Source organism: Kitasatospora sp. NPDC057738 (assembly GCF_042798815.1).
GTDB classification, from domain to species: domain Bacteria; phylum Actinomycetota; class Actinomycetes; order Streptomycetales; family Streptomycetaceae; genus Kitasatospora; species Kitasatospora lactacystinica.
Window position 1 is genome coordinate 42,134 of sequence record NZ_JBHVJT010000034.1, and the last position, 25,449, is coordinate 67,582.

Here is a 25,449-nt window from a genome sequence, read left to right on the forward strand (position 1 = left end):
CGTCCGGGGCCGGTCCACAACGGTGTGTGACACAGGGAGGGTTGACTCAATGCAGGTCACAACGAGAGTCGAATGTCCGGACGACGTCCCGGCGACCAGACGCGTCCACATGGCCGCGTTCCCGGGGCCGGACGAGGCGGACCTGGTGGACGCGCTGCGCCGCGATCCCGCCTGGCTGCCCGGGCTGTCCGTGGTGGCGGTCGACGGTGCCGGGCTGGTGATCGGCCACGCGCTGCTGACCCGGCTGCGGGTCGGCGACGGCAAGGCGCTGGCGCTCGCGCCGGTCGCGGTGGCGCCCGAGTGGCAGCGCCGGGGCGTCGGCGAGCTGGTCGTCCGGGCCGCGCTGGCGGCGGCCGAGGAGGCGGGCGAGAAGCTCGTGGTCGTCCTCGGCGATCCGGAGTACTACGGGCGGTTCGGCTTCGCGCCGGCCGGGCGGCACCAGGTCTCCGGCCCGTTCGAGGTGCCGGAGGCGTACTTCCAGGCGCTGCCGCTGGCGGCGTACGACGGCGCCCCGCGCGGGCTCTGCCGCTACCCCGAGCCCTTCGTCGCCGTATAGAGCCTGCCTCCGGGCTCCTGCCCCACCCCGAGCGCCGCTCCCTCGGGCGCCTCTCCCGGGGCCGGTCCACGAGACCGGCCCGGTCGCCACGGCCTCGCCGACCTGCGGATCCGGCCGCCGGCGCCTACGGTGAATGCTCATCAGCATTCGACCGAACGGAGGACCCGAGGGTGGCCGAGCAGCGGCGGACCGGGAAGCCGGGGAAACTGGCCAGGAAGCCGTACGAGCGGGAGCTGCTGCGGCTCCAGGAGGAGCTGGTGAAGCTCCAGGAGTGGGTGCGGGCCGAGGGCGCCCGGCTGGTGGTGGTCTTCGAGGGACGTGACGCCGCCGGAAAGGGCGGAGCGATCAAGCGGGTGACGGAGTACCTGAACCCGCGCATCGCCCGGGTCGCGGCACTGCCCACGCCGACCGAACGGCAGAAGACCCAGTGGTACTTCCAGCGGTACGTCGAGCACCTGCCGGCCGCCGGGGAGATCGTGCTGTTCGACCGCAGCTGGTACAACCGTGCGGGCGTCGAGCGCGTGATGGGCTTCTGCAGCGACGAGGAGTACTGGCAGTTCCTGCACCAGTGCCCGACCTTCGAGCGGATGCTGACCGAGTCGGGCATCCTGCTGCGCAAGTACTGGTTCTCGGTGAGCGACACCGAGCAGGAGCGGCGCTTCCGGGACCGCCTGGGCGACCCGATGAAGCGCTGGAAGCTCTCCCCGATGGACGTCGAGTCGATCACCCGCTGGGAGGACTACTCGCGGGCCAAGGACGAGATGTTCATCCACACCGACACCCCGGACTCGCCCTGGCACGTGGTGGAGAGCGACGACAAGCGCCGGGCCCGGATCAACATGATCGCCCACCTGCTGTCCACCGTGCCGTACCGCGAGATCAGGGCCCGGCAGGTCGAACTGCCGCCCCGCCCCGCGTCGCGCGGCTACCAGCGGCCCCCGCGCGACCTGCAGAAGTACGTCCCGGACCACGCCGCCGGGCTGGAGTAGGCCGGGCCCGTCGCGTGCCTTGCCGGGCTGTCCGGGGCCTCGCATAGGCTTCCGGTGTGGACGAACCGGACCTCTTCACCGCCGCAGCCGAGGAACGCCAGAGCAGGGAGCCCGGCCGGGCGCCGCTGGCCGTACGGATGCGTCCGCGCACCCTGGACGAGGTGGCGGGGCAGCGGCAGCTGCTGAAGCCCGGCTCGCCGCTGCGCCGGCTGGTCGCGGGCTCGCGGGGCCCGGCGGCGACCAGTTCGGTGATCCTCTGGGGGCCGCCCGGCACCGGCAAGACCACCCTGGCGCACGTGATCAGCCAGGCGGTCGAGGGCCGCTTCGTGGAGCTGTCCGCGATCACCGCCGGGGTCAAGGAGGTCCGGGCGGTGATCGACGGCGCCCGGCGGGCGGTCGGGATGTCCGGCCGGGAGACGGTGCTCTTCCTGGACGAGATCCACCGCTTCTCCAAGGCCCAGCAGGACTCGCTGCTGCCGGCCGTGGAGAACCGCTGGGTGACCCTGATCGCGGCGACGACCGAGAACCCGTACTTCTCGGTGATCTCCCCGCTGCTGTCCCGCTCGCTGCTGCTCACCCTGGAGTCGCTGACCGACGAGGACATCCGGGCGCTGCTGCGCCGCGCGGTGGCCGACGAGCGCGGCCTGGAGGGCGCGCTGGAGCTGTCCGCGGAGGCCGAGGACCACCTGGTGCGGCTGGCCGGCGGGGACGCCCGGCGGGCGCTCACCACCCTGGAGGCGGCGGCCGGTGCGGCGCTGGAGAAGAGCGAGCCGAGCATCACGCTGGCCACCACCGAGACGGCGGTCAACCAGGCGGCGGTGCGCTACGACAAGGACGGCGACCAGCACTACGACGTGGCGAGCGCGCTGATCAAGTCGATCCGCGGCAGCGACGTGGACGCCACCCTGCACTACCTGGCCCGGATGATCGAGGCGGGGGAGGACCCGCGGTTCATCGCCCGCCGGCTGATGATCTCGGCCAGCGAGGACGTCGGACTGGCCGACCCGACGGCCCTGCAGACGGCGGTGGCGGCGGCCCAGGCGGTGGCCCTGATCGGGTTCCCGGAGGCCCGGATCATCCTCTCCCAGGCGGCCATCGCGCTGGCCCTGGCGCCCAAGTCCAACGCCGCCTACCTGGCGATCGACGCGGCGCTGGCGGACGTCCGGCAGGGCCTGGCGGGCGCCGTCCCGCCCCACCTGCGGGACGCGCACTACGGCGGCGCGGGCAAGCTCGGCCACGGCCAGGGCTACCGGTACCCGCACGACCTGCCGGAGGGCATCGCCGCCCAGCAGTACGCGCCGGACGCGGTGCACGGCAAGGAGTACTACCGGCCGACCAGGCGCGGCGGCGAGGCCCGGTACGCGGACGTGGTGGAGTGGACGCGCGGGCGGCTGCGGGGGGAGCGCAGGGTGGAGGGCAAGGCCGGGAAGAAGGACGGGAAGGCGCCCGCGAAGCCGGAGCAGAAGGCCGAGGAGCAGCCCGGGGAAAAGGGCGAGTGATCCACCGGTATACTCGGTCGGAGTGCCATGTCCCGGGACGGCGGCGGGGGAGACCCCACCGACCGGCCGCACCAGCGGGGCACCGGCCGTAGGCCCCCTCCGAGGGGCCCGCACCAGGAGCGTCGCGCACCGTTTCGGTGTCGCGGGCGGCCCAGATTCTGGGCCGCTCCGTGTGACCAGCACTTTCGTGCCCGGCTCCGGAGAGCGGCTGACCGCATCGCCTCGGCGATGGGTTGTCTCCGGGTCGCGAGATGCGACCTCCGTCAACACCTGGTGAAGCCGTATTCGTAAGCAAGGAAGGTTTGGTTCATGGCGAACCAGAAGCGTCCCAAGGTCAAGATCGCGCGTGCGCTCGGCGTGCCGCTGACCCCGAAGTCCGTCAAGTACTTCGAGGCCCGCCCGTACCCGCCCGGCCAGCACGGCCGTGGCCGCAAGCAGAACTCGGACTACAAGGTCCGTCTGCTCGAGAAGCAGCGTCTGCGCGCCCAGTACGACCTGAGCGAGAAGCAGATGGCGCGCGCGTTCGACCGCGCGAAGAAGGCCGAGGGCAAGACCGGTGAGGCGCTCGTCGCCGACCTGGAGACCCGTCTGGACTCGCTGGTGCTGCGTTCGGGCATCGCCCGCACCATCTACCAGGCCCGCCAGATGGTCGTCCACGGCCACATCGAGGTCAACGGCGGCAAGGTCAACAAGCCGTCGTTCCAGATGAAGCCGGGCTTCGTGGTCACCGTCCGCGAGCGCTCCAAGGAGAAGGTCCCCTTCCAGGTCGCCCGTGAGGGTGGCTACGCGGGTGAGGGCCAGACCCCGAAGTACCTCGAGGTCAACCTGAAGGCCCTGGCCTTCCGCCTGGACCGTGCGCCGCAGCGCAAGGAGGTCCCGGTGATCTGTGACGAGCAGCTGGTCGTCGAGTACTACTCGCGCTGACCCGGTTCCGCTCTTCGCGACACCACGAGCGAGCCCCCGCCGCCTTTCGAGGCGACGGGGGCTCGCCCCTTTTCCGCGCTGTCCTTCCCGCTGCCGTCAGATGCTCTCGCCGGTCATCGCGGCGGCCAGCCGCAGGTGCGGGCGGGCCTCCTCGGGCCGGCCCTGGCGCTCCAGGGTGCGGCCGAGCATCAGCCGGGCGTAGTCCTCGGCCGGGTCGGCCTCCAGGATCCGCAGCAGCTCGGCCTCGGCGCGGCGGAGCTGGGCCGAGTGGAAGTAGCTGCGGGCCAGCAGCATCCGGACGGAGAGGTTGGTCGGCTCCTCGGCGAGGACACCTTCGAGCGTGCGCGCCGCGTCGGTGTACGCCTTGGAATCGAAGTAGAACTTCGCCATGCGGTACTCGTTGGCGGCGTTGTGGACGGCCATGATGCTCCTTCCGGGCAGTTCCTTGCCTCCTCAAGCAATCGGCAAGTTTCAACTATTCCGCGCCGTCGAGGGCGCCGGCGCGGGCGGCACCGAGCGGGGGCCCCGCGCCGTTTCCGGGCCCTGCGCCCGGCCCCCGCCACCGAGCGCCCGGGCGACCGCCGCGTCCAGGTCCAGCAGGGTCCCGGCCTCGTAGCACTCCTCGTACTCCTGGGCGGTCAGCCCGGCCCGGGCCCGCTCGGCGCACTCCTGGTGCGGGCCGAAGAAGTTCCGCGAGCCCAGGAACGGGTTGCCGACCGTGCGCCAGATCCGGTGCGCGGCCCCCTGCAGCACCCGGGCCTCGCGCAGGTCGCCCGGCTCGCCCGGTCCGCTCGGCTCGGTCCCCAGCAGTGCCAGCAGGTCGATGCCCAGCACGATGCCGAGCAGGTCGCGGAAGAGGTGGTTCAGCCGCACGCACTCCCGGGCCAGCACCCGGGCGGGCTGCACGGCGCCGTCCAGCCAGTGCGAGTACGCCATCGCGTAGAGCACGTACCCGTAGGCCCACTGCTCGCCGTGCTCCTCGCACAGCTCGCGGGCCTGGCCGAACCAGAGCTCGCCGCTGTCCGGATCGCCCTGGAAGAGGTGGGCCAGGCCCAGCTCCAGCATGGCCATCACCACGTTGCTGTTGAGCTCGCCGATGGTCCGGTAGTGCCAGAGCGCCTCCTCGAACAGTTCGGCGGCCCGGTCGGGGTCGTCGCCGACCAGGGCGACGCAGCCCTGGCGGTGGACGGCGTAGGCCAGCGCCCGGTCGTCGCCGGTGTCCAGCGCCTGGCGGCGGCACTCCTCCAGTGCCGGGCGGGCGAAGCCGAGGTCGCCCTGGAGGGTGGCCATGTAGCCGGTCACCCAGAGGGCCTTGGCCCGGGCCTCGGTGGGCTCGCGGTCCAGCGCGAGCGCGCGGTCCAGCCAGTGCCGGCCCTCGCCGAGGTGGCCGCAGCCGATCCAGTAGAACCAGAGCGTGCCGGCCAGCAGCAGGGCGATCTGCTCCTCGCCCGGCTCGGCGAGGCAGAACTCCAGCGCCGCGCGCAGGTTGCCGTGGGCGAGCCCGGTGCGCTCGGCGGTCTCCGCCTGCCGGGGGCCGAACCACTCGACCTCGCCCCAGGTGGCGACGCCCAGGTACCAGTCCCGGTGGCGGCGCAGCAGCCGCTGCTCATCGCCGGCGGCGCGCAGCCACTGGCCGCCGTACTCGCGCAGGGTGTCCAGCAGCCGGAAGCGCACGCCGAAGGCGCTGTCCTCGCGCAGCACCACGGACTGGGCGACCAGCTCGTCGAGCAGGTCGAGGACCTCCTCGGCCTCGATGCCCTCGCCGGCGCACACGTACTCGGCGGCCTCCAGGTCGAAACCGCCGGCGAAGACCGAGAGGCGGGCCCAGAGTAAACGTTCCTGCACGGTGCACAGCTCATGGCTCCAGCCGACCGTCGTGCGCAGCGTCCGGTGCCGCGGCAGGGCCGTCCGGGAGCCGCAGGTGAGCAGCCGGAAACGGTCGTCCAGCCGGGCGGTGACCTGCTCCACCGACAGCGCGCGCAGCCGGCCGGCGGCCAGCTCCAGGGCCAGCGGGATGCCGTCCAGCCGGCGGCAGAGCAACCCGACCGCCTCCGCGTTGGCCTCCGTCACCTCGAAGGACGGCAGCACCGCCCCGGCCCGCTCGACGAACAGCCGTACCGCGTCCGGCAGCGCGTCCGGCCGCACCGGGCCGGAGGGCGCCGGGCCGACCGGCAGCGGCGTGAGGGCCAGCAGGTGCTCGCCCGAGGCCCGCAGGGTGGTGCGGCTGGTGGTCAGCAGCCGCAGTCCGGGCAGCGCCCGCAGCAGCGCGTCGGCCAGCTCGGCGCAGGCCTCCACCAGGTGCTCGCAGCCGTCCAGCACCAGCAGCAGGCGCCGGCCCTCCAGCCGCTCGATCAGGACGTCCAGCGGCGGACGGGCGGAGCCGTCGGCGAGCCGCAGCGCCTCCAGGACGGCGTGGCCGAGCAGCAGCGGGTCCTGCACCGGGGCCACCTCCACCAGCCAGGTGCCGTCCGGGAAGGCGTCGGCCGCCCGGGCCGCCGCGCGCAGGGCCAGCCGGCTCTTGCCCACGCCGCCCGGCCCGGTGACGGTCACCAGCCGGGCCGAGTCCAGCAGCCCGGCCAGCTCCGCCAGTTCGCCCCGCCGCCCGACGAAGCCGGTCACCTCGGCCGGCAGCCGGCCGGGCTCCGGCCCGTGCGGCCCCGCCGCGGGCTCCCCGCGCGGTGCTGTCCAGTCCCCGGCCAAAGGCTGCTCCCCGTGCTCCAGGCCGGACCGGTCGGGGTCCGGACGTGCGTCGGGCCGTACGGGCGACGGCCTGCCAGGCAGAACGAGGTGACCGATCGGTAGGTTACGCGCGCGGATCGCACACCCGACCGGATCGCCGGGCGAACAACCCGGTCCGGAAACCGGGCCCGGGCGCGATAGGGTTTCCTGCTGGGGCCTGTCTGACAGGCCCAGGAGAACTGCAAGGCGAGGGAGCGCGCAAAGGTGTCCGTGGGAGAGCTGGCCGGATTGCTCGTCGCCGTGTTCTGGGCGGTCCTGGTCACCCTGCTCGCCGTGGTGCTGGTCCGCCTCTCGCGGGTGCTCAAGGAGGCCGCCGTCCTGGTCTCCGCGGTCACCGAACAGGCCGTTCCGCTGCTGACCGACGCGGGCGCCGCGGTGCGCAGCGCCAACGAGCAGCTGGAGCGGGTCGACGAGATCACCGCCAACGTGCAGGACGCCGCCGCCAACGCCAACGCGCTCTCCTCCACCGTGGCCGCCACCCTGGGCGGACCGCTGGTGAAGGTCGCGGCGTTCAGCTACGGCGTGCGCAAGGCCGTCGCCCGGCAGCAGGGCGGCCTGCCGCCGGTGCCGGCGCAGGCCGGCGAGCGCGAGGAGCTGGCCAGGCTGATCCGGGCCGAGGTGCGCGCCGCGACCGCGCCCAGGAGCGGCCTGTTCTCCCGGGTCCGGCGCGCGGTGAGGGGCTGACGGCATGGTGCGACGCATCTTCTGGATGGCGGTCGGCGCCGGCGCCACCGTCTGGGCCATGAACAAGGCCAACGAGGCCGTGCACCGGCTCACCCCGGACAGCCTCTCCGGCACCGCCGCCCGCGGCGCGCTGCACCTGGGCGACCTGGCCAAGCAGTTCGCCCGGGACGTGCAGGCCGGCATGGCCGAGCGCGAGGAGCAGTTGAAGGACGACCTCGGGCTGCACGGCACCGCAGTGGCGGAGCCCCGCGGCGACCGCCGGTCCCTCCTGGGGAAGCGTTCCGCGCTGCCCCCCTCCGGCGAGCCGCAGTACCGAGCTATCTCGGCGGCGCCCGGTAGCCCGGCCGCCGCCCTGCCTCCGTCCCGCAGCTCCCGCACCACCCCCCGGACCACTGAAGAAACGCCCCGCCGCGCCCTGCCGCCGCGGGGCGGCACCCCGAACCGGAAGGACCACTAATGGAGTCGGCTGAGATCCGCCGCCGCTGGCTGCGCTTCTTCGAGGAGCGCGGCCACACCGTCGTTCCGTCGGCGTCCCTGGTCGCCGACGACCCCACCCTGCTGCTCGTCAACGCCGGCATGGTGCCGTTCAAGCCCTACTTCCTGGGCGAGGTCAAGCCGCAGTTCTCGCGCGCCACCAGCGTCCAGAAGTGCGTGCGCACCCTGGACATCGAGGAGGTCGGGAAGACCACCCGGCACGGCTCCTTCTTCCAGATGTGCGGCAACTTCTCCTTCGGCGACTACTTCAAGGAAGGAGCCATCAAGTTCGCGTGGGACCTGCTCACCACCCCCGTCGCGGACGGTGGCTACGGCCTGGAGAAGGAGAAGCTCTGGATCACCGTCTACAAGGACGACGACGAGGCCGAGCAGATCTGGCGTGACGTCATCGGCGTGCCCTCGGAGCGCATCCAGCGCCTGGGCATGAAGGACAACTTCTGGTCGATGGGCGTCCCCGGCCCGTGCGGCCCGTGCTCGGAGATCAACTACGACCGCGGCCCCGCGTACGGCGAGGAGGGCGGCCCGGCCGTCAACGGCGAGCGCTACCTGGAGATCTGGAACCTGGTCTTCATGCAGTACGAGCGCGGCCACGGCGACGGCAAGGACGGCTTCGAGATCCTCGGCGACCTGCCGAGCAAGAACATCGACACCGGCCTCGGCCTGGAGCGCCTCGCCGCCATCCTGCAGGACGTCGACAACCTCTTCGAGATCGACACCAGCCGGATGATCCTCGACCGCGCCGCCGAGCTCACCGGCCACACCTACGGCGCCGACCACAAGTCGGACGTCTCGCTGCGCGTGGTCACCGACCACATCCGCACCGCGCTGATGCTGGTCGGCGACGGCGTCACCCCCGGCAACGAGGGCCGCGGCTACGTGCTGCGCCGCATCCTGCGCCGCGCCATCCGCAACATGCGCCTGCTGGGCGCCACCGAGCCGGTGGCCAAGGAGCTCATCGACGTCGCGATCAAGGCGATGGCCCCGCAGTACCCCGAGCTGGAGAGCGACCGCAAGCGCATCGAGACGGTCGTCGTCGGCGAGGAGGGCGCCTTCCTCCAGACCCTGAAGGCCGGCACCAACCTGCTGGACGTCGCGGTCACCGAGACCAAGCAGGCCGGCGGCGCGGTGCTCTCCGGCGAGCAGGCGTTCAAGCTGCACGACACCTACGGCTTCCCGATCGACCTCACCCTGGAGATGGCCGAGGAGCAGGGCCTCCAGGTGGACGAGTCCGGCTTCCGCCGCCTGATGCAGGAGCAGCGGGACCGGGCCAAGGCGGACGCCAAGGCCAAGAAGATGGGCCACGCCGACGTCGCCGCGTACCGCGAGGTCGCCGACAAGTCCGGCGCCAGCGTCTTCACCGGCTACGCCCTCACCGAGGGCGAGGCCACCGTGGTCGGCCTGCTGGTGGACGGCGTCCCGTCGCCGGCCGCCTCCGAGGGCGACGAGGTCGAGATCATCCTCGACCGCACCCCGTTCTACGCCGAGGGCGGCGGCCAGCTCGCCGACCAGGGCCGGATCCGGCTGGAGTCCGGCGCGGTGGTGGAGATCCGCGACGTGCAGCAGCCCGTCCCGGGCGTCGTGGTGCACTCCGGCGGGGTGCTGTTCGGCGAGGTCGTGCTGGGCGCCTCGGCGTACGCCACGATCGACATCGAGCGCCGCCGGGCGATCGCCCGGGCCCACTCGGCCACCCACCTGACCCACCAGGCGCTGCGCGACGCGCTCGGCCCGACGGCCGCCCAGGCCGGCTCCGAGAACGCCCCCGGCCGCTTCCGCTTCGACTTCGGCTCGCCCGCCGCAGTCCCGGGCAGCGTGCTGGTCGACGTCGAGCAGAAGATCAACGACGTGCTGGGCCGCGAGCTGGAGGTCACCGCCGAGGTCATGACGATGGACCAGGCCCGCAAGGCCGGCGCCATCGCGATGTTCGGCGAGAAGTACGGCGACGAGGTCCGGGTCGTGACCATCGGCGACTTCTCCAAGGAGCTGTGCGGTGGCACCCACGTCGGCAACACCGCCCAGCTGGGCCTGGTGAAGCTGCTCGGCGAGTCCTCGATCGGCTCCGGCGTGCGCCGCGTCGAGGCGCTGGTCGGCACCGACGCGTACCGCTTCCTGGCCCGTGAGCACACCGTGGTCGCCCAGCTCACCGAGCTGGTCAAGGGCCGCCCGGAGGAGCTGCCGGAGAAGATCTCGGGCATGCTCGCCAAGCTCAAGGACGCCGAGAAGGAGATCGAGCGCTTCCGCGCCGAGAAGGTGCTGGCCGCCGCGGCGGGTCTGGCCGACTCGGCCGAGGACGTGCACGGCATCGCCGTGGTCGCCGCGCAGGTCGCCGACGGCGTGGGCGCGGACGAGCTGCGCAAGCTGGTCCTGGACGTGCGCGGCCGCCTCGGCTCGCGCCCGGCCGTGGTCGCCGCCTTCACGGTGGCCAATGACCGCCCGCTGACCGTCATCGCCACCAACGAGGACGCCCGCGCCCGCGGCATCAAGGCCGGCGAGCTGGTCCGGACCGCGGCCAAGACCCTCGGCGGCGGCGGTGGCGGCAAGGACGACGTCGCCCAGGGCGGCGGCTCCAACCCGGCCGCGGTCGGCGAGGCCATCGCCGCGGTGCGCGGCCTGGTCGCGGAGCGCGCCAGCTGATGGAGCAGGAGGAGAGGCCCTTCCGGCGTGGGCGGCGGATCGCCGTCGACGTCGGGGACGCCCGGATCGGGGTCGCGTCCTGCGACCCCGACGGGGTGCTCGCCACGCCCGTGGAGACCGTCCCGGCCGGGGTGAAGTCGCAGGCCAGGATCGCCGCCATCGTCGACGAGTACGGCGCGATGGAGGTGATCGTCGGGCTGCCGCGCTCGCTCAGCGGCAAGGAGGGCCCGGCGGCGGAGAAGGTCCGGGCGTACGCGGCCCGGCTGGCCGCCCGGCTCTACCCGGTGCCGGTGCGGCTGGTGGACGAGCGGATGTCGACCGTCACCGCGACCCACGGGCTGCGCGCCTCGGGGGTCAAGGCGAAGAAGGGCCGCTCGGTGGTGGACCAGGCCGCCGCGGTGGTGATCCTCCAGACCGCCCTTGAGTCCGAACGGGTGAGCGGACGCCCGCCCGGTGAGAGCGTCGAGGCGGTCGGCTGACCGGTCTGATCTAACGTCCCGTTTGAGGGGTCCGTGCGGACGCGTCCGCACGGACCCTTTTTCGTTCGCTTCCGTGTCCGTTATGGATCGATTCGTATCGATTCATATTGATCCGGATCGATCCGGGACCGCCGAGGGGGCGCGAGCCATGACCGACCAGGACTTCCACCCGGGGCTCACGCCGGGGCATCTGGGCGCGCCGGTGCTGGAACCGGAGGGCCGTCCGCCGGGCGCGCCCCGCCCGCGCTTCGATGCGCCGGATCCGCACCGACGGCGCAACGGGCTGGCCTGCGGGCTCACCGCACTCGCGCTGATCGCGGTGTTCGGCGGGATCGGGCTGACCGGCTACACCTGGCTCCAGGCGCAGCGCAAACCCCCGGCCGCCGCCGACTTCGCCGGGCAGGGCACCGGCAGCGTGCAGGTCTCCGTCCCGGAGGGCGCCGGCCTCTCCCAGATCGCCTCCGCGCTGGTCCGCAACGGGGTGGTGGCCAGCTCGCTCGCCTTCACCCGGGCCGCGAAGGGCAGCGCGGCGGCGGCCGGGCGGATCCAGCCCGGGACGTACACGCTGAAGCAGAAGATGTCGGCCGCGGCGGCGCTGGCGATCCTGATCGACCCGGCCAACGCCAACGGCCTGACCATCCCCGAGGGCTGGCGCGGCTACCAGATCTACGCGGCCATCGACCGGAAGCTGAACCTGCCCGCGGGCACCGCCCAGAAGACCGCCCAGGACCAGGGCGCCGAACTCGGCCTGCCCGACTTCACCAACGGCAGCCCGGAGGGCTACCTCTTCCCGGCGACGTACAGCGTCACCGAGGGCACTACCGCCTTCGACCTGCTGAAGCAGATGGTGGACCGGGCCGGCCGGGAGTTCGGCCGGGACGACGCCACCGTGGTCGCGCAGAACCTCGGGCAGAGCGTGTACGGGCTGATCACCGTGGCCAGCATGGTCCAGGGCGAGGCCGACAACACCGAGGACATGGGCAAGGTGGCCCGGGTGATCTACAACCGGCTGGCCAAGGGCATGCCCCTGCAGCTGGACTCCACCATCAACTACGCGCTCGGCCGCTCGACCCTGAACACCTCGGTGACCGACACCAGGCTGGACTCCCCGTACAACACCTACCTGCACCCCGGGCTGCCGCCGAGCCCGATCTCCAACCCCGGGCGGCAGGCGATCCTGGCCGCGCTGGACCCGACGCCGGGGGACTGGCTGTACTTCGTCACCGTGAAACCGGGGGACACCCGCTTCACCGACAGCTTCGACGTTCAGCAACGCAACGTGGCCGAGTTCAACGCCAACCGGGCGGCGGCCAGGCCCAGTGCCCCGGACGCGGGCTCGTCCTCCCCGGCGCCCTCCGGTCCGGGGGGCGCGGGCGGGGCCGGGGCGCCGTCCGGGTCCGGTGCGGGGACGCCGTGACGGTGTCGGGGGCACCGTAACGGTGTTGTGTGCCGTCGGTGAGATCGCTCACTGACCGTGCGTCCGCCCGGCCGGGGGTAAGGCTGCGGTACGGTAACGTCTCCCTCCAGGCGCTGCGCTAGCACGCCGGTTCGAGAATCAGCCGGGACGGCGTCGTCCCGGACGGCCGGTTTGATCCTCCGGTCGTCACCGTCGGTTAAGGGGATCGATGACCGATCTGGGTGGGGGCTACGGCCCCCAGGGCGAGCCGTGGCACCCCGGTGATCCCGGGTACGACGGCCGGCAGCCGGTCCCCGGCCAGCAGGACGGCCAGTGGCAGCAGCAGTACCCGCAGCAGGGCCAGGCGGCCCAGCAGCAGCCGTACGGGGACGTGCAGCAGGGGTACGCCCAGCAGCAGATGACGCCGCAGATGCAGCAGCAGATGATGGCGCAGCAGGGCTATCCGCAGCAGCAGCAGCAGCAGGCGCAGATGCCGCAGCAGGGTTACCCGGGCGGTCAGCAGGGCTACCCCCAGCAGGTGCCGCAGCAGGGCTACCCCCAGCAGGGGTACGCGCAGCAGCAGGTGCAGCAGGTGCAGCAGGGCTATCCGCAGCAGCAGATGCCCCAGCAGCAGGCGCCGATGCAGCAGCAGGGCTACCAGCAGGGCTTCCCCGGCGGCCAGCAGGCCCCCCAGCAGCAGGCCCCCCAGCAGCAGGTGCCCCTGCCCCAGCAGCACGCCCAGCCCCAGCAGGACCAGTCCCAGCAGGCTCCCCAGCAGCAGCAGCAGCAGACGCCGCGGCGACGGCGGCAGCAGCCGGCGGCCCCGGCGCCCGCGCCGGCCTCCGGTCCGGGCCCGGACGGGATCGACTGGGAGGCCGAGGCCGCCGCGCTGGAGGCCGGCGCCGACCCGGTCGGTGCCCCGCGCGAGGCCGGGACGGACGAGTGGGACGGCCACCAGGACGTCCGCCACGAGGACGACGGCTACCTCGACGAGCACGCCGAGGCCGGGGACGCCGGCTTCCTCGGGGAGCAGGACGAGTCCCGCGAGGCCCAGAAGAAGCGCAAGGAGAAGGGCAAGAAGTCGGGCCGCCGCAACGGCGGCGCCTGTCTGCTGGTCGCGCTGGTGCTGCTCGGCGCCGTGGGCGGGGCCGGCTGGTGGGGCTACGGCTTCTACCAGGACCACTTCGGCCCGCCGGAGGACTTCACCGGCGAGGGCACCGGCTCCGTCCAGGTCGAGGTCAAGAAGGGCGCGGTCGGCGGGCAGATCGGCCTGGCGCTGAAGAACGCCGGTGTGGTCAAGAGCGTCGACGCGTTCTCCGCGGCCTGCAAGGCCGAGCCCAAGTGCGGCACCATCCAGTACGGCTACTACGGGCTGAAGAAGGAGATGCCGGCCGCGGCCGCGCTCAAGGAGCTGCTCGCCCAGGCGGGCGGCGCGGCGATCGTCGTCCCCGAGGGCAAGAACTCCACCGAGATCTACACCCTCATCGACACCAAGCTGAAGCTGCAGGCGGGCACCACGGCGGGCGTCGCCAAGGCCCAGGTCAACGACCTCGGCCTGCCGCCGTACGCCAACGGCAACATCGAGGGCTTCCTCTGGCCGACCCGCTACAACATCGCCGAGGGCATGAAGCCCGAGGACCTGCTCAAGCAGATGGTGAAGAACGCCACCGAGAAGTACGCCGACCTGGACGCCCAGGCCGCCTCGGTGGGGCTGAAGACCGGCTACGAGGTGCTCATCGAGGCGAGCATCCTCCAGCGCGAGGGCAACAACCCGGAAGACTTCGCCAAGATGGCCAAGACCATCCAGAACCGGCTGGCGGCCGGCGGCGAGATCAACCACCGGCTGGGCATGGACACCACGCTCCAGTACTCGCTGAACCGCAAGGACCTCGACAAGAAGGACATGGACGACGCGTCCAACAAGTACAACACCTACATCAACCCGGGCCTGCCGCCCGGTCCGATCTCCAACCCCGGCGACGAGGCGCTCACCGCGACGCTGCACCCGGCGGACGGGAAGTGGCTGTACTTCATCGCGATGTCCCCGACCAAGACCCGGTTCGCCGAGACGAGCAAGGAGCACTACGCCAACGTCAAGGAGTACTGCCAGTCGGCCGGGCAGGGCTTCGACGAGACGCGCGGCCACTGCACCACCAAGAAGTAGCCACGGCCGGACGACAGTCCGCCAGTTCGCGGAGAGGCAGCGTTGACCAGCAAGCACCGGGCGGCCGTTCTCGGTTCGCCGATCGCCCACTCGCTCTCGCCGGACCTGCACCGGGCCGCCTTCGCGGCGCTCGGACTGGACGGCTGGCGCTACGACCGCTTCGAGGTCGACGAGGCCGGGCTGCCCGGGTTCGTCGCCGCGCTGGACGAGGCCGAGTGGGCCGGGCTGTCGCTCACCATGCCGCTGAAGCGGGCGGTCATCCCGCTGCTCGACGAGGTCAGCGCGACGGCCCGCTCGGTGGACGCGGTGAACACCGTGGTGTTCACCGCCGACGGTCGGCGCACCGGGGACAACACCGACGTTCCCGGGCTGGTCAACGCGCTGCGCGAGCGCGGGATCACCGAGGTGCCCGAGGCGGCCGTCCTGGGCGCCGGGGCCACCGCCTCGTCGGCGCTGGCCGCGCTCGCCCAGATCTGCACCGGCGAGGTGACGGTCTACGTGCGCAGTGCCGAGCGGGCCCGGGAGATGGCCGAGCTGGGCGAGCGGCTGGGCGTGGCCGTCCGCACCGCCGACTGGGAGCGCGGCGCCGAGGCACTGGCCCGGCCGCTGACCGTCTCCACCACGCCGGTGGGCGCGACGGACGTCTTCGCCGACGAGCTGCCCGCCGAGCCGGGCGCGCTGTTCGACGTGCTGTACCACCCGTGGCCGACGGCGCTGGCCGCCGCCTGTGCCGGGCGCGGGGCGACCGTCCTGGGCGGGCTGGACCTCCTGGTGCACCAGGCGGTGCTGCAGAGCGAGGCCTTCACCGGGCGGACGCCCGGGCCGCTGGCGGCGATGCGCGAGGCGGGGGAGAAGGCGCTCGCCGGGCACTGAGCCCCCCGCGCCGAGTGGCGGGGGCACCGGTCGCGGGCCCGGTCCTCCGGCCGGGTGCCGGGCCCGTCCTGCGGCCGGTTCCCCGGGTGGTTCCCGGCCGGATGGTGGCCGGTTGCCGTCCGGCACGCGGACTGTGCCCCCAGGTGCTGCTGGGGCATGAAAGGATTCAGGCACAAGGCACGCCCGGGGCGGGCCCCGGCGGTGCCGAGGTCCGGTCCGCTGATGAAGGAGCTCCGTTGGGTACGTTGCGCTGGCTGACGGCGGGGGAGTCGCACGGCCCCGCACTCGTCGCGACGCTGGAAGGCCTGCCCGCCGGTGTACCGGTCACCACCGCTGTGGTGGCCGACGCGCTGGCGCGCCGCCGGCTCGGTTACGGCCGCGGGGCGCGGATGAAGTTCGAGCAGGACGAGGTGACCTTCCTCGGCGGCGTCCGGCACGGTCTGACCATGGGCAGCCCGGTCGCGGTCATGGTCGGCAACACCGAGTGGCCGAAGTGGGAGCAGGTCATGTCGGCCGACCCGGTCGACCCCGAGGTGCTGGCGGGCCTGGCCCGCAACGAGGCGCTCACCCGCCCCCGGCCCGGCCACGCCGACCTGGCCGGCATGCAGAAGTACTCGATCGACGAGGCCCGGCCGATCCTGGAGCGCGCCAGCGCCCGGGAGACGGCCGCCCGGGTCGCGCTGGGCGCCGTCGCCCGCGCGTACCTCCGCGAGGTGGCCGGCATCGAGATCGTCAGCCACGTGGTCGAGCTGGCCGCGGCCAAGGCGCCGGCCGGTGTGGTGCCGCTGCCCTCGGACGAGGCACGACTGGACGCCGACCCGGTGCGCTGCCTGGACGCCGACGCCTCGAAGGCGATGGTCGCCGAGATCGACCAGGCCCACAAGGACGGCGACACCCTGGGCGGCGTGGTCGAGGTGCTGGCGTACGGCGTGCCGGTGGGCCTCGGCTCGCACGTGCACTGGGACCGCCGGCTGGACGCGCGGCTGGCCGCCGCGCTGATGGGCATCCAGGCGATCAAGGGCGTCGAGGTCGGCGACGGCTTCGAGCTGGCCCGGGTGCCGGGCTCCAAGGCGCACGACGAGATCGTCCCGACCGCCGAGGGCGTCAAGCGGACCTCCGGCCGCTCCGGCGGCACCGAGGGCGGCCTCTCCACCGGTGAGGTGCTGCGGGTGCGCGCCGCGATGAAGCCGATCGCCACCGTGCCGCGGGCGCTCCAGACCCTGGACGTGCGCACCGGCGAGCCGGCCAAGGCGCACCACCAGCGCTCGGACGTCTGCGCGGTGCCGGCCGCGGGCATCGTCGCCGAGGCGATGGTCGCGCTGGTGCTGGCGGACGCGGTGAACGAGAAGTTCGGCGGCGACAACGTCTCCGAGACCCGCCGCAACGTGCAGAGCTACCTCGACAACCTGATCATCCGATGACCAGTCCCGTTGTGGTGCTGGTCGGCCCGCCCGGCAGTGGCAAGTCCACCGTCGGGCGGGTCCTGGCCGAGCGCCTGGGCGTGGGCTTCCGGGACACCGACGCCGACATCGAGGCGACCGTCGGAAAGCCCATCCCGGACATCTTCGTCGACGAGGGCGAGCCGCACTTCCGCGCGCTGGAGGCGGCGGCCGTGCGCGCGGCCGCCGAGGGGCACGACGGGGTCCTGGCGCTCGGCGGCGGCGCGGTGCTGGCCGAGGCCACCCGCGCGCTGCTGCACGAGCTGCCGGTGGTCCTCCTGGAGGTGCCGCTCGCCGACGCCGTCAAGCGGGTCGGCCTGGACGCCCCGCGCCCGCTGCTGGCCGTCAATCCGCGGGCCCGCTGGCGCGAGCTGATGGAGGCCCGCCGCCCCCTCTACCTGGAGGTGGCCACCGCCGTGGTCGACACCGCCGGGCGCAGCCCGGAGCAGGTCGCGGACGCCGTACTGGAAGCACTGGAGCTGAAGACCCCCCATGACTGACACCACCGTCAGGATCCACGTCGGCGGCAGCGCCGGCCACGACCCGTACGACGTGCTGATCGGGCACCAGCTGCTCGGTGAGCTGGCGCCGCTGATCGGTGCCCGGGCCAAGCGGGTCGCGATCATCCACCCGGAGGCGCTGGCCGCCACCGCCGACGCGATCCGCGACGACCTGGTCGGCGAGGGCTACGAGGCCATCGCGCTGCAGGTGCCCAACGCCGAGGAGGCCAAGAGCGTCGAGGTCGCCGCGTACTGCTGGTCGGTGCTCGGGCAGACCGGCTTCACCCGCAGCGACGTCGTCGTCGGCCTCGGCGGCGGCGCCACCACGGACCTGGCCGGCTTCGTCGCCGCCACCTGGCTGCGCGGGGTGCGCTGGATCTCCATGCCCACCACGCTGCTCGGCATGGTCGACGCGGCCGTCGGCGGCAAGACCGGCATCAACATCGCCGAGGGCAAGAACATGGTCGGCGCCTTCCACCCGCCGGTGGGCGTGCTGGCCGACCTCGGCACCCTGGAGACCGTGCCCAAGCACGACTACGTCTCCGGCCTGGCCGAGGTCATCAAGTGCGGCTTCATCGCCGACCCGGCCATCCTCGACCTGATCGAGGCCGACCCGGAGGGCGCGAGGACGCCGGCCGGGCCGCACACCGTCGAGCTGATCCGCCGGGCCATCCAGGTCAAGGCCGACGTGGTCTCCGGGGACCTCAAGGAGTCCGGCCGCCGCGAGATCCTCAACTACGGCCACACCCTCGGCCACGCCATCGAGCGCAACGAGCGGTACAAGTGGCGGCACGGCGCCGCGATCTCCATCGGCATGGTCTTCGCCGCCGAACTCGGCCGCCTGGCCGGGCGGTTGGACGACGAGACGGCCGACCGGCACCGCACCGTGCTGGCCTCGGTCGGCCTGCCGCTGAGCTACCGGGCGGACGCCTGGCCGAAGCTGCTGGACGCGATGAAGATCGACAAGAAGTCGCGCGGCGACCTGATCCGCTTCATCGTGCTGGACGGCCTGGGCAAGACCTCGGTGCTGGAGGGCCCCGACCCGTCGCTGCTGGTCGCCGCGTACGCGGAGGTCTCGGCGTGACCAGGGTGATGGTGCTCAACGGCCCCAACCTGGGCCGGCTGGGCAGCCGGGAGCCGGACGTCTACGGCGCCACCTCGTACGCCGGACTGGTCGAGCGCTGCACCGCGCTGGGCAAGGAGTTCGGCTTCGAGGTCGAGGTGCACGAGACCAACTCCGAGCAGCAGATGGTGGAATGGCTGCACGAGGCGGCCGACGGGCAGGTGCCGGTGGTGATCAACCCCGGCGCGTTCACCCACTACTCGTACGCGATGCGGGACGCCGCGGCCCAGCGCACCGCGCCGCTGATCGAGGTGCACATCTCCAACCCGTACGCCCGGGAGACCTTCCGGCACACCTCGGTGATCGCCGCGGTGGCCTCCGGCACCATCGCCGGCTTCGGGCTCGGCTCCTACGAGCTGGCGCTGCGCGCGCTGGCCGAGCGGCTCACCACCCGCTGAGGGTACGGGCGGTGGCCCGGCGGCGGACTGTGCCCGCCGCCGGGCCGCCGTGTAGTGTCCCCGCTGAGAGGTGTCGGGAGGTGCCGTGACGCAGTACGCCGGAGGTGGGCAGGTCCCGCCGCGTCCCGTCGCTCCACCGGTGCCGCCGGGGGGCGGGACACGGGGGACGTCGTCGGGGGCGCCGCTCGCCCCTCCGTCCCCGCCGGTCCGGCCGGCGCCCGCGGCCCCCGCCGCTCCCGGGCCCGTCGCCCGTTCCGCCCCGGCCCCCGCGGCCGCACCCGTGCCGAGCGCCCCGGTGCCCGCCGGCGGCACCGGGCACTTCGTGCTGCCGTCCGGCGCGCCCGTCCAACTGCCCACCCACCCGCCGCGGCAGCACGCGGCCACCGGGCCGATCGCCGTCCTGCTGATCGGACCGGCCGGGGCCGGCAAGACCACCGTCGCCCGCCACTGGGCCGAGCGGCGGCCCACCCCGACCGCGCACATCAGCCTGGACGACGTCCGCGAGTGGGTGCAGTCCGGCTTCGCGAACCCGCAGTCGGGCTGGAACAACGCCTCCGAGGCGCAGTACCGGCTGGCCCGCCGCACCTGCGGCTTCGCGTGCCGCAACTACCTGGCCAACGGCATCTCCTGCATCATCGACGACGCCGTCTTCCCGGACCGCCCGGCGATCGGCCTCGGCGGCTGGAAGCGGCACATCGGCCCCGGCATGATCCCGGTCGTCCTGCTGCCCAGCCTGGACTCCGTCCTGCACCGCAATGCCCGGCGCAGCGGCAACCGCCGTCTCGGGGACGAGGAGGTCGCCCGCATCCACGGGCGGATGGCCGGCTGGTACAACTCCGGGCTGCCGATCATCGACAACTCCGCCCTGGACGTCGCCGGGACGGCCGCCGAGCTGGACCGCGTCATCCTGGCCCGGCTGATGGGCATCCCGGTCCGCTGAACCGCCGCCCCGGCCCCGCGGAGCCGCGCCCTTCCCGGTCCGCCGGCCTGCGGCGTCGCGGAGCTGTCGGAGCCGGCTGCGATGATGGACGGGTCATGTCGCCGCGCCCGGAGGAGCCGACGCCCGTGCCCGAAGGCCACATCATCCACCGCCTCGCCACCGAGAACCGGAAGGCCTTCGGCGGCCGCCCGGTGCGGGTCTCCAGCCCGCAGGGCCGGTTCGCCGACGAGGCCAAGGTGATCGACGGGCAGCTGCTCACCGGTGCGGAGGCCACCGGCAAGCACCTCTTCCTCGGCTTCGAGGAGGGCGCCTGGGTGCACGTCCACCTCGGCCTCTACGGCGGCTTCACCTTCGGCACCGGCCCGGCGCCCGAGCCGGTCGGGCTGGTCCGGCTGCGGCTGGAGAACGAGGACGGCTACGCCGACCTGCGCGGCCCCAACACCTGCGCGCTCGTCACCGAGGGCCAGAAGGCCGCCGTCGCCGCCCGGCTGGGCCCCGACCCGCTGCGCGCCGACGCCGACCCGGAGGCCGCCTGGCGCCGGATATCGGGCAGCCGCACGACCGTCGCGGCACTGCTGATGGACCAGAAGGTGCTGGCCGGGGTGGGCAACGTCTACCGGGCCGAGGTGCTGTTCCGCCACGGCATCGACCCGCACCGGGCCGGGCGCGACCTCACCCGCCGGGAGTGGGACGCGGTCTGGGCCGACCTGGTCGCCCTGATGCGCGAGGGCGTCACCGCCGGCCGGATCGACACCGTCCGCCCGGAGCACACCCCCGAGGCGATGGGCCGCCCGCCCCGGGTGGACGACCACGGCGGCGAGGTGTACGTCTACCGGCGGGCCGCCATGCCCTGCCTGGTCTGCGGCACCGACGTGCGGACGGAGGAGCACGCCGCCCGCAACCTCTTCTGGTGCCCGGGCTGCCAGTCGGCGTGACGGGCGCCCGATCGTGACGCGTGCTGCCCCCGTGTCGTGGACAGCCCTTCTGAGCTGCGACGATGGACGTCGAGCGCGCCGAGCCGCGCGCCCCTGTCCGCACGGCCACGTGTGAACGTGGAGCGAAAGGAAGTCCCATGATCTTCATCACGGTCAAGTTCCCGGTCCGCCCCGAGCGCGCCGACGAGTGGCTGGGCCTGGTCGACGAGTTCACCCGGGCCACCCGCCAGGAGCCCGGCAACCTCTTCTTCGAGTGGTCCCGCAGCGTCGACGACCCCAACGAGTTCGTCCTGGTCGAGGCGTTCCGCGACGGCGACGCGGGCAAGGAGCACGTGGAGTCCGCGCACTTCGCCAAGGCCATGGAGGAGCTGTCGTACGCGGTGGCCGCCAAGCCGCGGATCGTCTCGACCGAGATCCCCGGCCTGGACGGCTGGGCGGAGATGGGCGAGATCACCCCCCGGTGACCTCCGAGTGCCCCTCCGGCCGGGTGCCCAGCCCGTAGGCTGGGGCCGACCGGCCGGAGGGAGCAGGCGGATGGAGCGGCACGAGGTGGCCAACACCGTGTCGGGGGCCACGGTGGGCGGCCACGTGGTGCAGGCCGGGAGCATCGGGGCGCTGCACCTGCACCAGCCGCGGGCGGTGCCGAGGCCGCATCAGATCCGGTCCCCGCACGGCCCGTTCGTCAACCGGGAGCCGGAACTCGCCGCGCTGACCGAGGCCTTGGGCCGGGTCGTGGAGGGCGGACTCGGGGTCGTGGTGTTCACCGGCCTCGGCGGGGTCGGGAAGACCGAGCTGATCGCCAGGTTCACCGAGGAGCACCGGGAGCACTTCCCGGGCGGGGACCTCTACGCCGACCTGAAGGCCTACCGGCACCAGGGCGGGGTGGACCTCCCCGAGTTGCTGGCCGGATTCCTGCGCGCCCTCGGCACCGAGCCCCCGGCCGTGGAGGCCGAGCGGTTCACGGCGTTCCGCACCGCCACCGCCGAGCGCCGGTGCCTGTTCTTCCTGGACAACGTCGAGCACGCCGCGGAGGTCCGTGCGCTGCTCCCGTCCTGCGGGCTGGTGGTGGTCGCGAGCCGCCGGCGGCTGCCCGCGCTGCGGACGGACGGCGCCGTGGTGCGCCGGCTCGGCCCGCTGAGCGCGAGGGCGGGCGCCGAGCTGGTGCGCGGCTGGGTGGGCCCGGGGCGGGGCACCGACGGGGAACTGGCGGAACTGGTCGAGCTGTGCGGCGGGCTGCCGCTCGCGCTGAACGCGGTCGGGAGCCAGCTGCTGGACCGGGACCACCTGCCGGTCGGCCGGGTGGTGGCCGAACTGCACGACCGGGAGGGCAGGTTGGCGATGCTGGAGGACGAGGAGAGCGATCTCGGCGCGACCTACGACCTGGTCTACGAGCGGCTGTCGGCGCCGGGCCGGGCGCTCTACCACCTGATCGGCGTGCACCCCGGCCCCTTCGTCTCCGCCGAACTGGCGCGTGCGGTCGGCGTCGAGCGGGCCGGGCAGGCGATCGGGGAGCTGCGGGGCGTCCACGTGCTGGACGAGGTGCTGGACGGCGACCGCGAGGACCGCTTCCGGGCCCACGACGTGGTGCGGCTGCACGCCTACGGCCGGACCCGGGAACTGGCCGACCGCGGGGAACTCCTCGCCGCCGTCGTGGCGTACTACCGGGGCCGGGCCTCGGTCGCCGACCGCGCGATGGCCGGGAGCAGGCTGCGCCTGCAGGACCCGAGCGGCGACGAGCTGCCCGGCTTCGCCTCCGACACCGCGGCCCTGGAGTGGCTGTACGCGGAACGGGCCAACTTCCGCGCGGTGGTGGAGGAGGCGGCCCGGCAGGGGTGGCACGGCGAGGTGTGGCGGCTGTGCGAGTCGCTCTGGCTGCTGTACCACGACCGCAGGCTCTACCAGGACTGGATCGCCACCCACCGGCTCGGCATCGAGTCGGCCCAGTGGGACAACCAGCCGGCCGCCGTGGTCCGGATGCGCAACCAGCTCGCCCGGGCCCACTTCGACCGCAAGGAATACCGGCTCGCCGCCGAGCAGTTGGCGCTCGCCGCGGAGCAGGTCGCGCTGGTGACCGACCGTCGGGTGGTGGGGGTGCTCCACGAGACGGACGGTCTGCTCTGCCTGGCCGACGGCCGTCCGGGCGACGCGGTGCGGCGGTTCACGCTGGCTCTGGCGGCGAACCGGGGCGACGAGCACGGCGAGATCGTCCAGAGCTACAACCTGGCGCAGGCGCTGATCGCCGACGGCCGCGCGCAGGAGGCGCTGGCCCGGCTGGCCGAGGCCACCGCGCAGGCCGAGCGGACGCGGGACGAGGACATGCTGATGAAGCTGCCGCTGGTCCGCGCCCGGGCCCACCGGGCGCTCGGGCAGCCGGAGCTCGCCGCCGTCCACGCGGGCGACTGCGCCCGGCGGGCCGAGGAGCGCGGCCAGTACGCGAAGGAGGCGCAGGCCCACACCCTGCTGCTCGCCCTCGCCGAGGAACTGGACGACGCGGAGCTCGCGGAGCGCAGCCGGGCGCGGCTGCGGGAGCTGCCGGAGTAGCGCCCTTCTCAGGGGCCGGTACGGAAGGACACCCGGGTGCGGTGCTCGCCGGTGCGGACGGTGAGGCCGTGCCGGGGGAGGCCGGCCGGGTCGCCGCCGTCGGCGAGCCAGCAGGCCACGGCGGAGCCGAGCAGCAGCGGGTCGACGGTGGGGTCGGGGCAGGTCCAGTCCGGTTCGGCGCGGGCCTCCAGCAGCAGGCCGGCGCGCAGTCGGAGCAGGTGGCGGGCCGGGCCGAGGGCGGCCACCGCGACGGCGAGGCCGGGGAGTTCGGCGGCGGAGTCGGCGAGCCAGCGGGCGGCGGGGCGTTCGGCGTGCACCTCGGTGCGGGCCAGGACCTCGGCGGTGTAGCGCAGGGCGTCGCCCGGGTGCTCGTCGGTGAGGGCGTGGAAGCCGCGCGGGGCGTGGTCGGGCGGGTCGAAGGGGTAGCGCCGCAGGCTGACCTCGGTGCCCTCGCTCCGGCCCTCGACGTCGTAGGCGGTGGGCCGGTCGACGGTGCCCGGGCACGGGGCCGGCCTGGGGTAGGGCGGCAGGGCCGGTTCGTCCCCGGGCTCGTCCAGCCCGGCCAGGAAGGAGTGCAGCAGCGGGCGCAGCAGCCGGGCGGATTCGCCGCGGTGGGCGAGCGAGCGGTCGGTGATCGCGCTCAGGTCGGCCGGGTCCCGGGCGAGGGCCTGTTCGACCTGGGCGGCGAGGTCCCCGTCCGGGTCGAGGACGGGCGCTGCCTGGCCGAAGGCGTAGCCGGGGGAGCGGGGGTCGAGTTCGGCGGCGCCGGTGGCGACGAGCAGGGTGCGGTGGTTCAGGGCGGCGCCGTAGACGGTGACCGAGCCGTGGTCGCCGATCACGCAGTCGGCGGCGACGAGCGCGGCCTGCCAGCCCTGGTGGGGCGGGATCAGGCGCAGGCCCATCCGGCGGGCGTCGTCGAGCAGCGCCTCGGGGTCGTGGCGGCTCCACACGTTGGGGTGCAGGACGACGGCGACCGTGTACTCGTCGGCGGGGAGCCGGCGGACCAGCCGCCGGGGGAGGTCCGGGCGGCGGCCGAACAAGGAGTGCTCGCTCCAGGTGGAGCTGACGACGACGAGCCGTCGGCCGCCGGTGGCGCCGAGTGCGGCGCGGTAGCCGTCGCGGGAGCGCCGGCTGCCGAGCATCCGGTCGAAGCAGGGGTCGCCGACCACCCGGGCGACGTCCAGCGCCTCGGGGCAGGAGACCCGCAGCCGGTCCAGCTGCTCGGGGTGGGAGAGGCCGAGGACGTCCACGAACACCCGTCCGCGGTGGGTGAGTTCGTTGCGGGACAGACCGGCGGCGGTGACCGTGTCGCCGGTGGACTCGGTGACCAGCCGGTTGTAGCCGACGCCGTGCGGGAGGACGACGAGGCGGGCGTCCAGCCGGTGCATGGAGGAGTGGACGGCGCAGGCGACGGCCAGGTCGAAGCGGCGGCTGACGGCGTCCTCCCAGTCCAGCACGGTGAAGCCGGGCAGGCCGTGCAGGTACTCGTCCAGGGCGCGGTCGGCGAAGGCGGAGCCGGGGTTGACGGTGAAGTACCGGTCGATGCCGTCCGGGTTCAGCAGGGTCAGGACGTCCAGGACCCGGGTGGCCGAGGTGAGGGTGCGGGCGACCGCCAGCACGCGGGCCCTGACCGGTCGGGTGTTCCACCGGTCGGCGGGCCAGGCGTGGGGGCGGGACGGCACGTCATGATCGTACTCATCCGCTCCGGCCGCGGCGCGGTTCCGGGGCCGGGCCAGTGGGTCAGCCCGTGGCCGCGGTGGGCTCGTGGTGTTCACCGGCGGCGCACTCGTCGAGGAGGGGGCGCATGGCCTCGTCCACGAGCTGGTAGCGCACCACGCGCCCGTCCCGGTCGCCGGTGACCACGCCGGCCGTGCGGAGCAGCCGCAGGGCCTGGGAGACGGCGGGGTCGCGCATGCCGGTGGCGACCGCGAGGTCGGTGACGGCGAGCGGCCCGGCCCGGTGGAGGGCGAGCAGCAGGGCGAGCCGGCCGGGGTCGGCGAGCAGGGAGAACCGCTCGGCCCAGGACCGGACGTGGGCCGGGTCGCCGATCGCGGCGATGGCCTCGCAGACCCGGTGCCCGTCGATGGTGCGGTGGCCCGCGCGGTCGGCCGGTACGAGATGCATGCGGACATTCTCGCAGGCGG

Annotated in this window: 23 protein-coding genes; 19 read left to right on the forward strand and 4 right to left on the reverse strand. The window is 73.8% G+C overall.

Annotated features, from left to right (window positions below; translation table 11 throughout):
- The first annotated feature begins 49 nt into the window (after positions 1-49).
- The 4 genes from ACFVGO_RS19945 to rpsD all read left to right on the forward strand — a co-directional run bounded on the left by ACFVGO_RS19945 (position 50) and on the right by rpsD (position 3,968).
- Positions 50-556 (forward strand): GNAT family N-acetyltransferase, encoded by a 507-nt coding sequence (locus tag ACFVGO_RS19945; protein ID WP_380351195.1) that lies wholly within the window; start codon positions 50-52, stop codon positions 554-556.
- Between the two features lie 170 nt (positions 557-726).
- Positions 727-1,545, forward strand: a complete 819-nt coding sequence (gene ppk2, locus ACFVGO_RS19950) for a polyphosphate kinase 2 (RefSeq protein ID WP_359897461.1) — start codon at positions 727-729, stop codon at positions 1,543-1,545.
- Between the two features lie 56 nt (positions 1,546-1,601).
- Positions 1,602-3,044 carry a replication-associated recombination protein A gene (locus tag ACFVGO_RS19955; protein WP_380633128.1) on the forward strand — a complete coding sequence of 481 codons (1,443 nt, stop codon included), beginning with the start codon at positions 1,602-1,604 and terminating at the stop codon, positions 3,042-3,044.
- 309 nt (positions 3,045-3,353) lie between these two features.
- Positions 3,354-3,968, forward strand: a complete 615-nt coding sequence (gene rpsD / locus ACFVGO_RS19960; protein WP_030240707.1) for a 30S ribosomal protein S4 — start codon at positions 3,354-3,356, stop codon at positions 3,966-3,968.
- Between the two features lie 96 nt (positions 3,969-4,064).
- On the opposite strand, the gene ACFVGO_RS19965 is transcribed toward rpsD, so the two are convergent.
- A complete protein-coding gene (locus ACFVGO_RS19965) occupies positions 4,065-4,391 on the reverse strand; it encodes a tetratricopeptide repeat protein (RefSeq protein WP_359897459.1) in 327 nt (108 codons plus the stop codon).
- A 48-nt stretch (positions 4,392-4,439) separates the two neighbouring features.
- Positions 4,440-6,668, reverse strand: coding sequence for an ATP-binding protein (locus tag ACFVGO_RS19970; RefSeq protein ID WP_380633130.1), 2,229 nt, complete (start codon positions 6,666-6,668; stop codon positions 4,440-4,442).
- 243 nt (positions 6,669-6,911) lie between these two features.
- Here ACFVGO_RS19970 and ACFVGO_RS19975 point away from each other — a divergent pair, with 243 nt between their 5' ends.
- The 15 genes from ACFVGO_RS19975 (at position 6,912) to ACFVGO_RS20045 (ending at position 23,305) form a co-directional block, all read left to right on the forward strand.
- The gene (locus ACFVGO_RS19975; RefSeq protein WP_359897457.1) at positions 6,912-7,391 is read left to right on the forward strand and encodes a DUF948 domain-containing protein; all 480 of its coding nucleotides are present in this window, start codon (positions 6,912-6,914) and stop codon (positions 7,389-7,391) included.
- A gap of 4 nt (positions 7,392-7,395) precedes the next feature.
- Positions 7,396-7,848, forward strand: a complete 453-nt coding sequence (locus ACFVGO_RS19980; RefSeq protein ID WP_359897456.1) for a DUF6167 family protein — start codon at positions 7,396-7,398, stop codon at positions 7,846-7,848.
- The gene (alaS, locus tag ACFVGO_RS19985; protein ID WP_359897455.1) at positions 7,848-10,517 is read left to right on the forward strand and encodes an alanine--tRNA ligase; all 2,670 of its coding nucleotides are present in this window, start codon (positions 7,848-7,850) and stop codon (positions 10,515-10,517) included. The genes ACFVGO_RS19980 and alaS overlap by 1 nt, the downstream gene beginning before the upstream one ends.
- Positions 10,517-10,996, forward strand: coding sequence for a Holliday junction resolvase RuvX (ruvX, locus tag ACFVGO_RS19990; RefSeq protein ID WP_359897454.1), 480 nt, complete (start codon positions 10,517-10,519; stop codon positions 10,994-10,996). The genes alaS and ruvX overlap by 1 nt, the downstream gene beginning before the upstream one ends.
- A gap of 148 nt (positions 10,997-11,144) precedes the next feature.
- On the forward strand, positions 11,145-12,413 hold the full coding sequence (mltG, locus tag ACFVGO_RS19995) for an endolytic transglycosylase MltG (protein WP_380633133.1): 1,269 nt from the start codon (positions 11,145-11,147) through the stop codon (positions 12,411-12,413).
- Positions 12,414-12,621: 208 nt separating this feature from the next.
- Entirely contained in the window at positions 12,622-14,556 is a 1,935-nt protein-coding gene (mltG, locus tag ACFVGO_RS20000; protein WP_380633135.1) for an endolytic transglycosylase MltG, read from the forward strand.
- A gap of 42 nt (positions 14,557-14,598) precedes the next feature.
- Complete coding sequence (locus ACFVGO_RS20005) at positions 14,599-15,429, forward strand: shikimate dehydrogenase (RefSeq protein WP_380351181.1); 831 nt, start codon at positions 14,599-14,601, stop codon at positions 15,427-15,429.
- A gap of 236 nt (positions 15,430-15,665) precedes the next feature.
- Positions 15,666-16,850: a chorismate synthase gene (aroC, locus tag ACFVGO_RS20010; RefSeq protein ID WP_380351179.1), complete on the forward strand. Its 1,185-nt coding sequence runs from the start codon at positions 15,666-15,668 to the stop codon at positions 16,848-16,850.
- Positions 16,847-17,368: a shikimate kinase gene (locus ACFVGO_RS20015; RefSeq protein WP_380351178.1), complete on the forward strand. Its 522-nt coding sequence runs from the start codon at positions 16,847-16,849 to the stop codon at positions 17,366-17,368. The genes aroC and ACFVGO_RS20015 overlap by 4 nt, the downstream gene beginning before the upstream one ends.
- Positions 17,361-18,452, forward strand: a complete 1,092-nt coding sequence (gene aroB / locus ACFVGO_RS20020; protein WP_359897446.1) for a 3-dehydroquinate synthase — start codon at positions 17,361-17,363, stop codon at positions 18,450-18,452. The genes ACFVGO_RS20015 and aroB overlap by 8 nt, the downstream gene beginning before the upstream one ends.
- A gap of 8 nt (positions 18,453-18,460) precedes the next feature.
- Positions 18,461-18,889 (forward strand): type II 3-dehydroquinate dehydratase, encoded by a 429-nt coding sequence (gene aroQ, locus ACFVGO_RS20025; RefSeq protein ID WP_049653999.1) that lies wholly within the window; start codon positions 18,461-18,463, stop codon positions 18,887-18,889.
- Positions 18,890-19,169: 280 nt separating this feature from the next.
- Positions 19,170-19,829, forward strand: a complete 660-nt coding sequence (locus ACFVGO_RS20030; RefSeq protein WP_380351174.1) for an AAA family ATPase — start codon at positions 19,170-19,172, stop codon at positions 19,827-19,829.
- A 125-nt stretch (positions 19,830-19,954) separates the two neighbouring features.
- A complete protein-coding gene (locus ACFVGO_RS20035; RefSeq protein ID WP_380633138.1) occupies positions 19,955-20,764 on the forward strand; it encodes an Fpg/Nei family DNA glycosylase in 810 nt (269 codons plus the stop codon).
- Between the two features lie 137 nt (positions 20,765-20,901).
- Positions 20,902-21,228 carry a putative quinol monooxygenase gene (locus ACFVGO_RS20040; RefSeq protein WP_359897444.1) on the forward strand — a complete coding sequence of 109 codons (327 nt, stop codon included), beginning with the start codon at positions 20,902-20,904 and terminating at the stop codon, positions 21,226-21,228.
- A gap of 70 nt (positions 21,229-21,298) precedes the next feature.
- Positions 21,299-23,305 (forward strand): AAA family ATPase, encoded by a 2,007-nt coding sequence (locus tag ACFVGO_RS20045; RefSeq protein ID WP_380633140.1) that lies wholly within the window; start codon positions 21,299-21,301, stop codon positions 23,303-23,305.
- A gap of 8 nt (positions 23,306-23,313) precedes the next feature.
- On the opposite strand, the gene ACFVGO_RS20050 is transcribed toward ACFVGO_RS20045, so the two are convergent.
- Together ACFVGO_RS20050 and ACFVGO_RS20055 are read right to left on the reverse strand one after the other, a co-directional pair.
- On the reverse strand, positions 23,314-24,987 hold the full coding sequence (locus tag ACFVGO_RS20050) for a hypothetical protein (RefSeq protein ID WP_380633142.1): 1,674 nt from the start codon (positions 24,985-24,987) through the stop codon (positions 23,314-23,316).
- A 58-nt stretch (positions 24,988-25,045) separates the two neighbouring features.
- Positions 25,046-25,429, reverse strand: coding sequence for a metalloregulator ArsR/SmtB family transcription factor (locus ACFVGO_RS20055; protein ID WP_359897441.1), 384 nt, complete (start codon positions 25,427-25,429; stop codon positions 25,046-25,048).
- Positions 25,430-25,449: the final 20 nt, after the last annotated feature.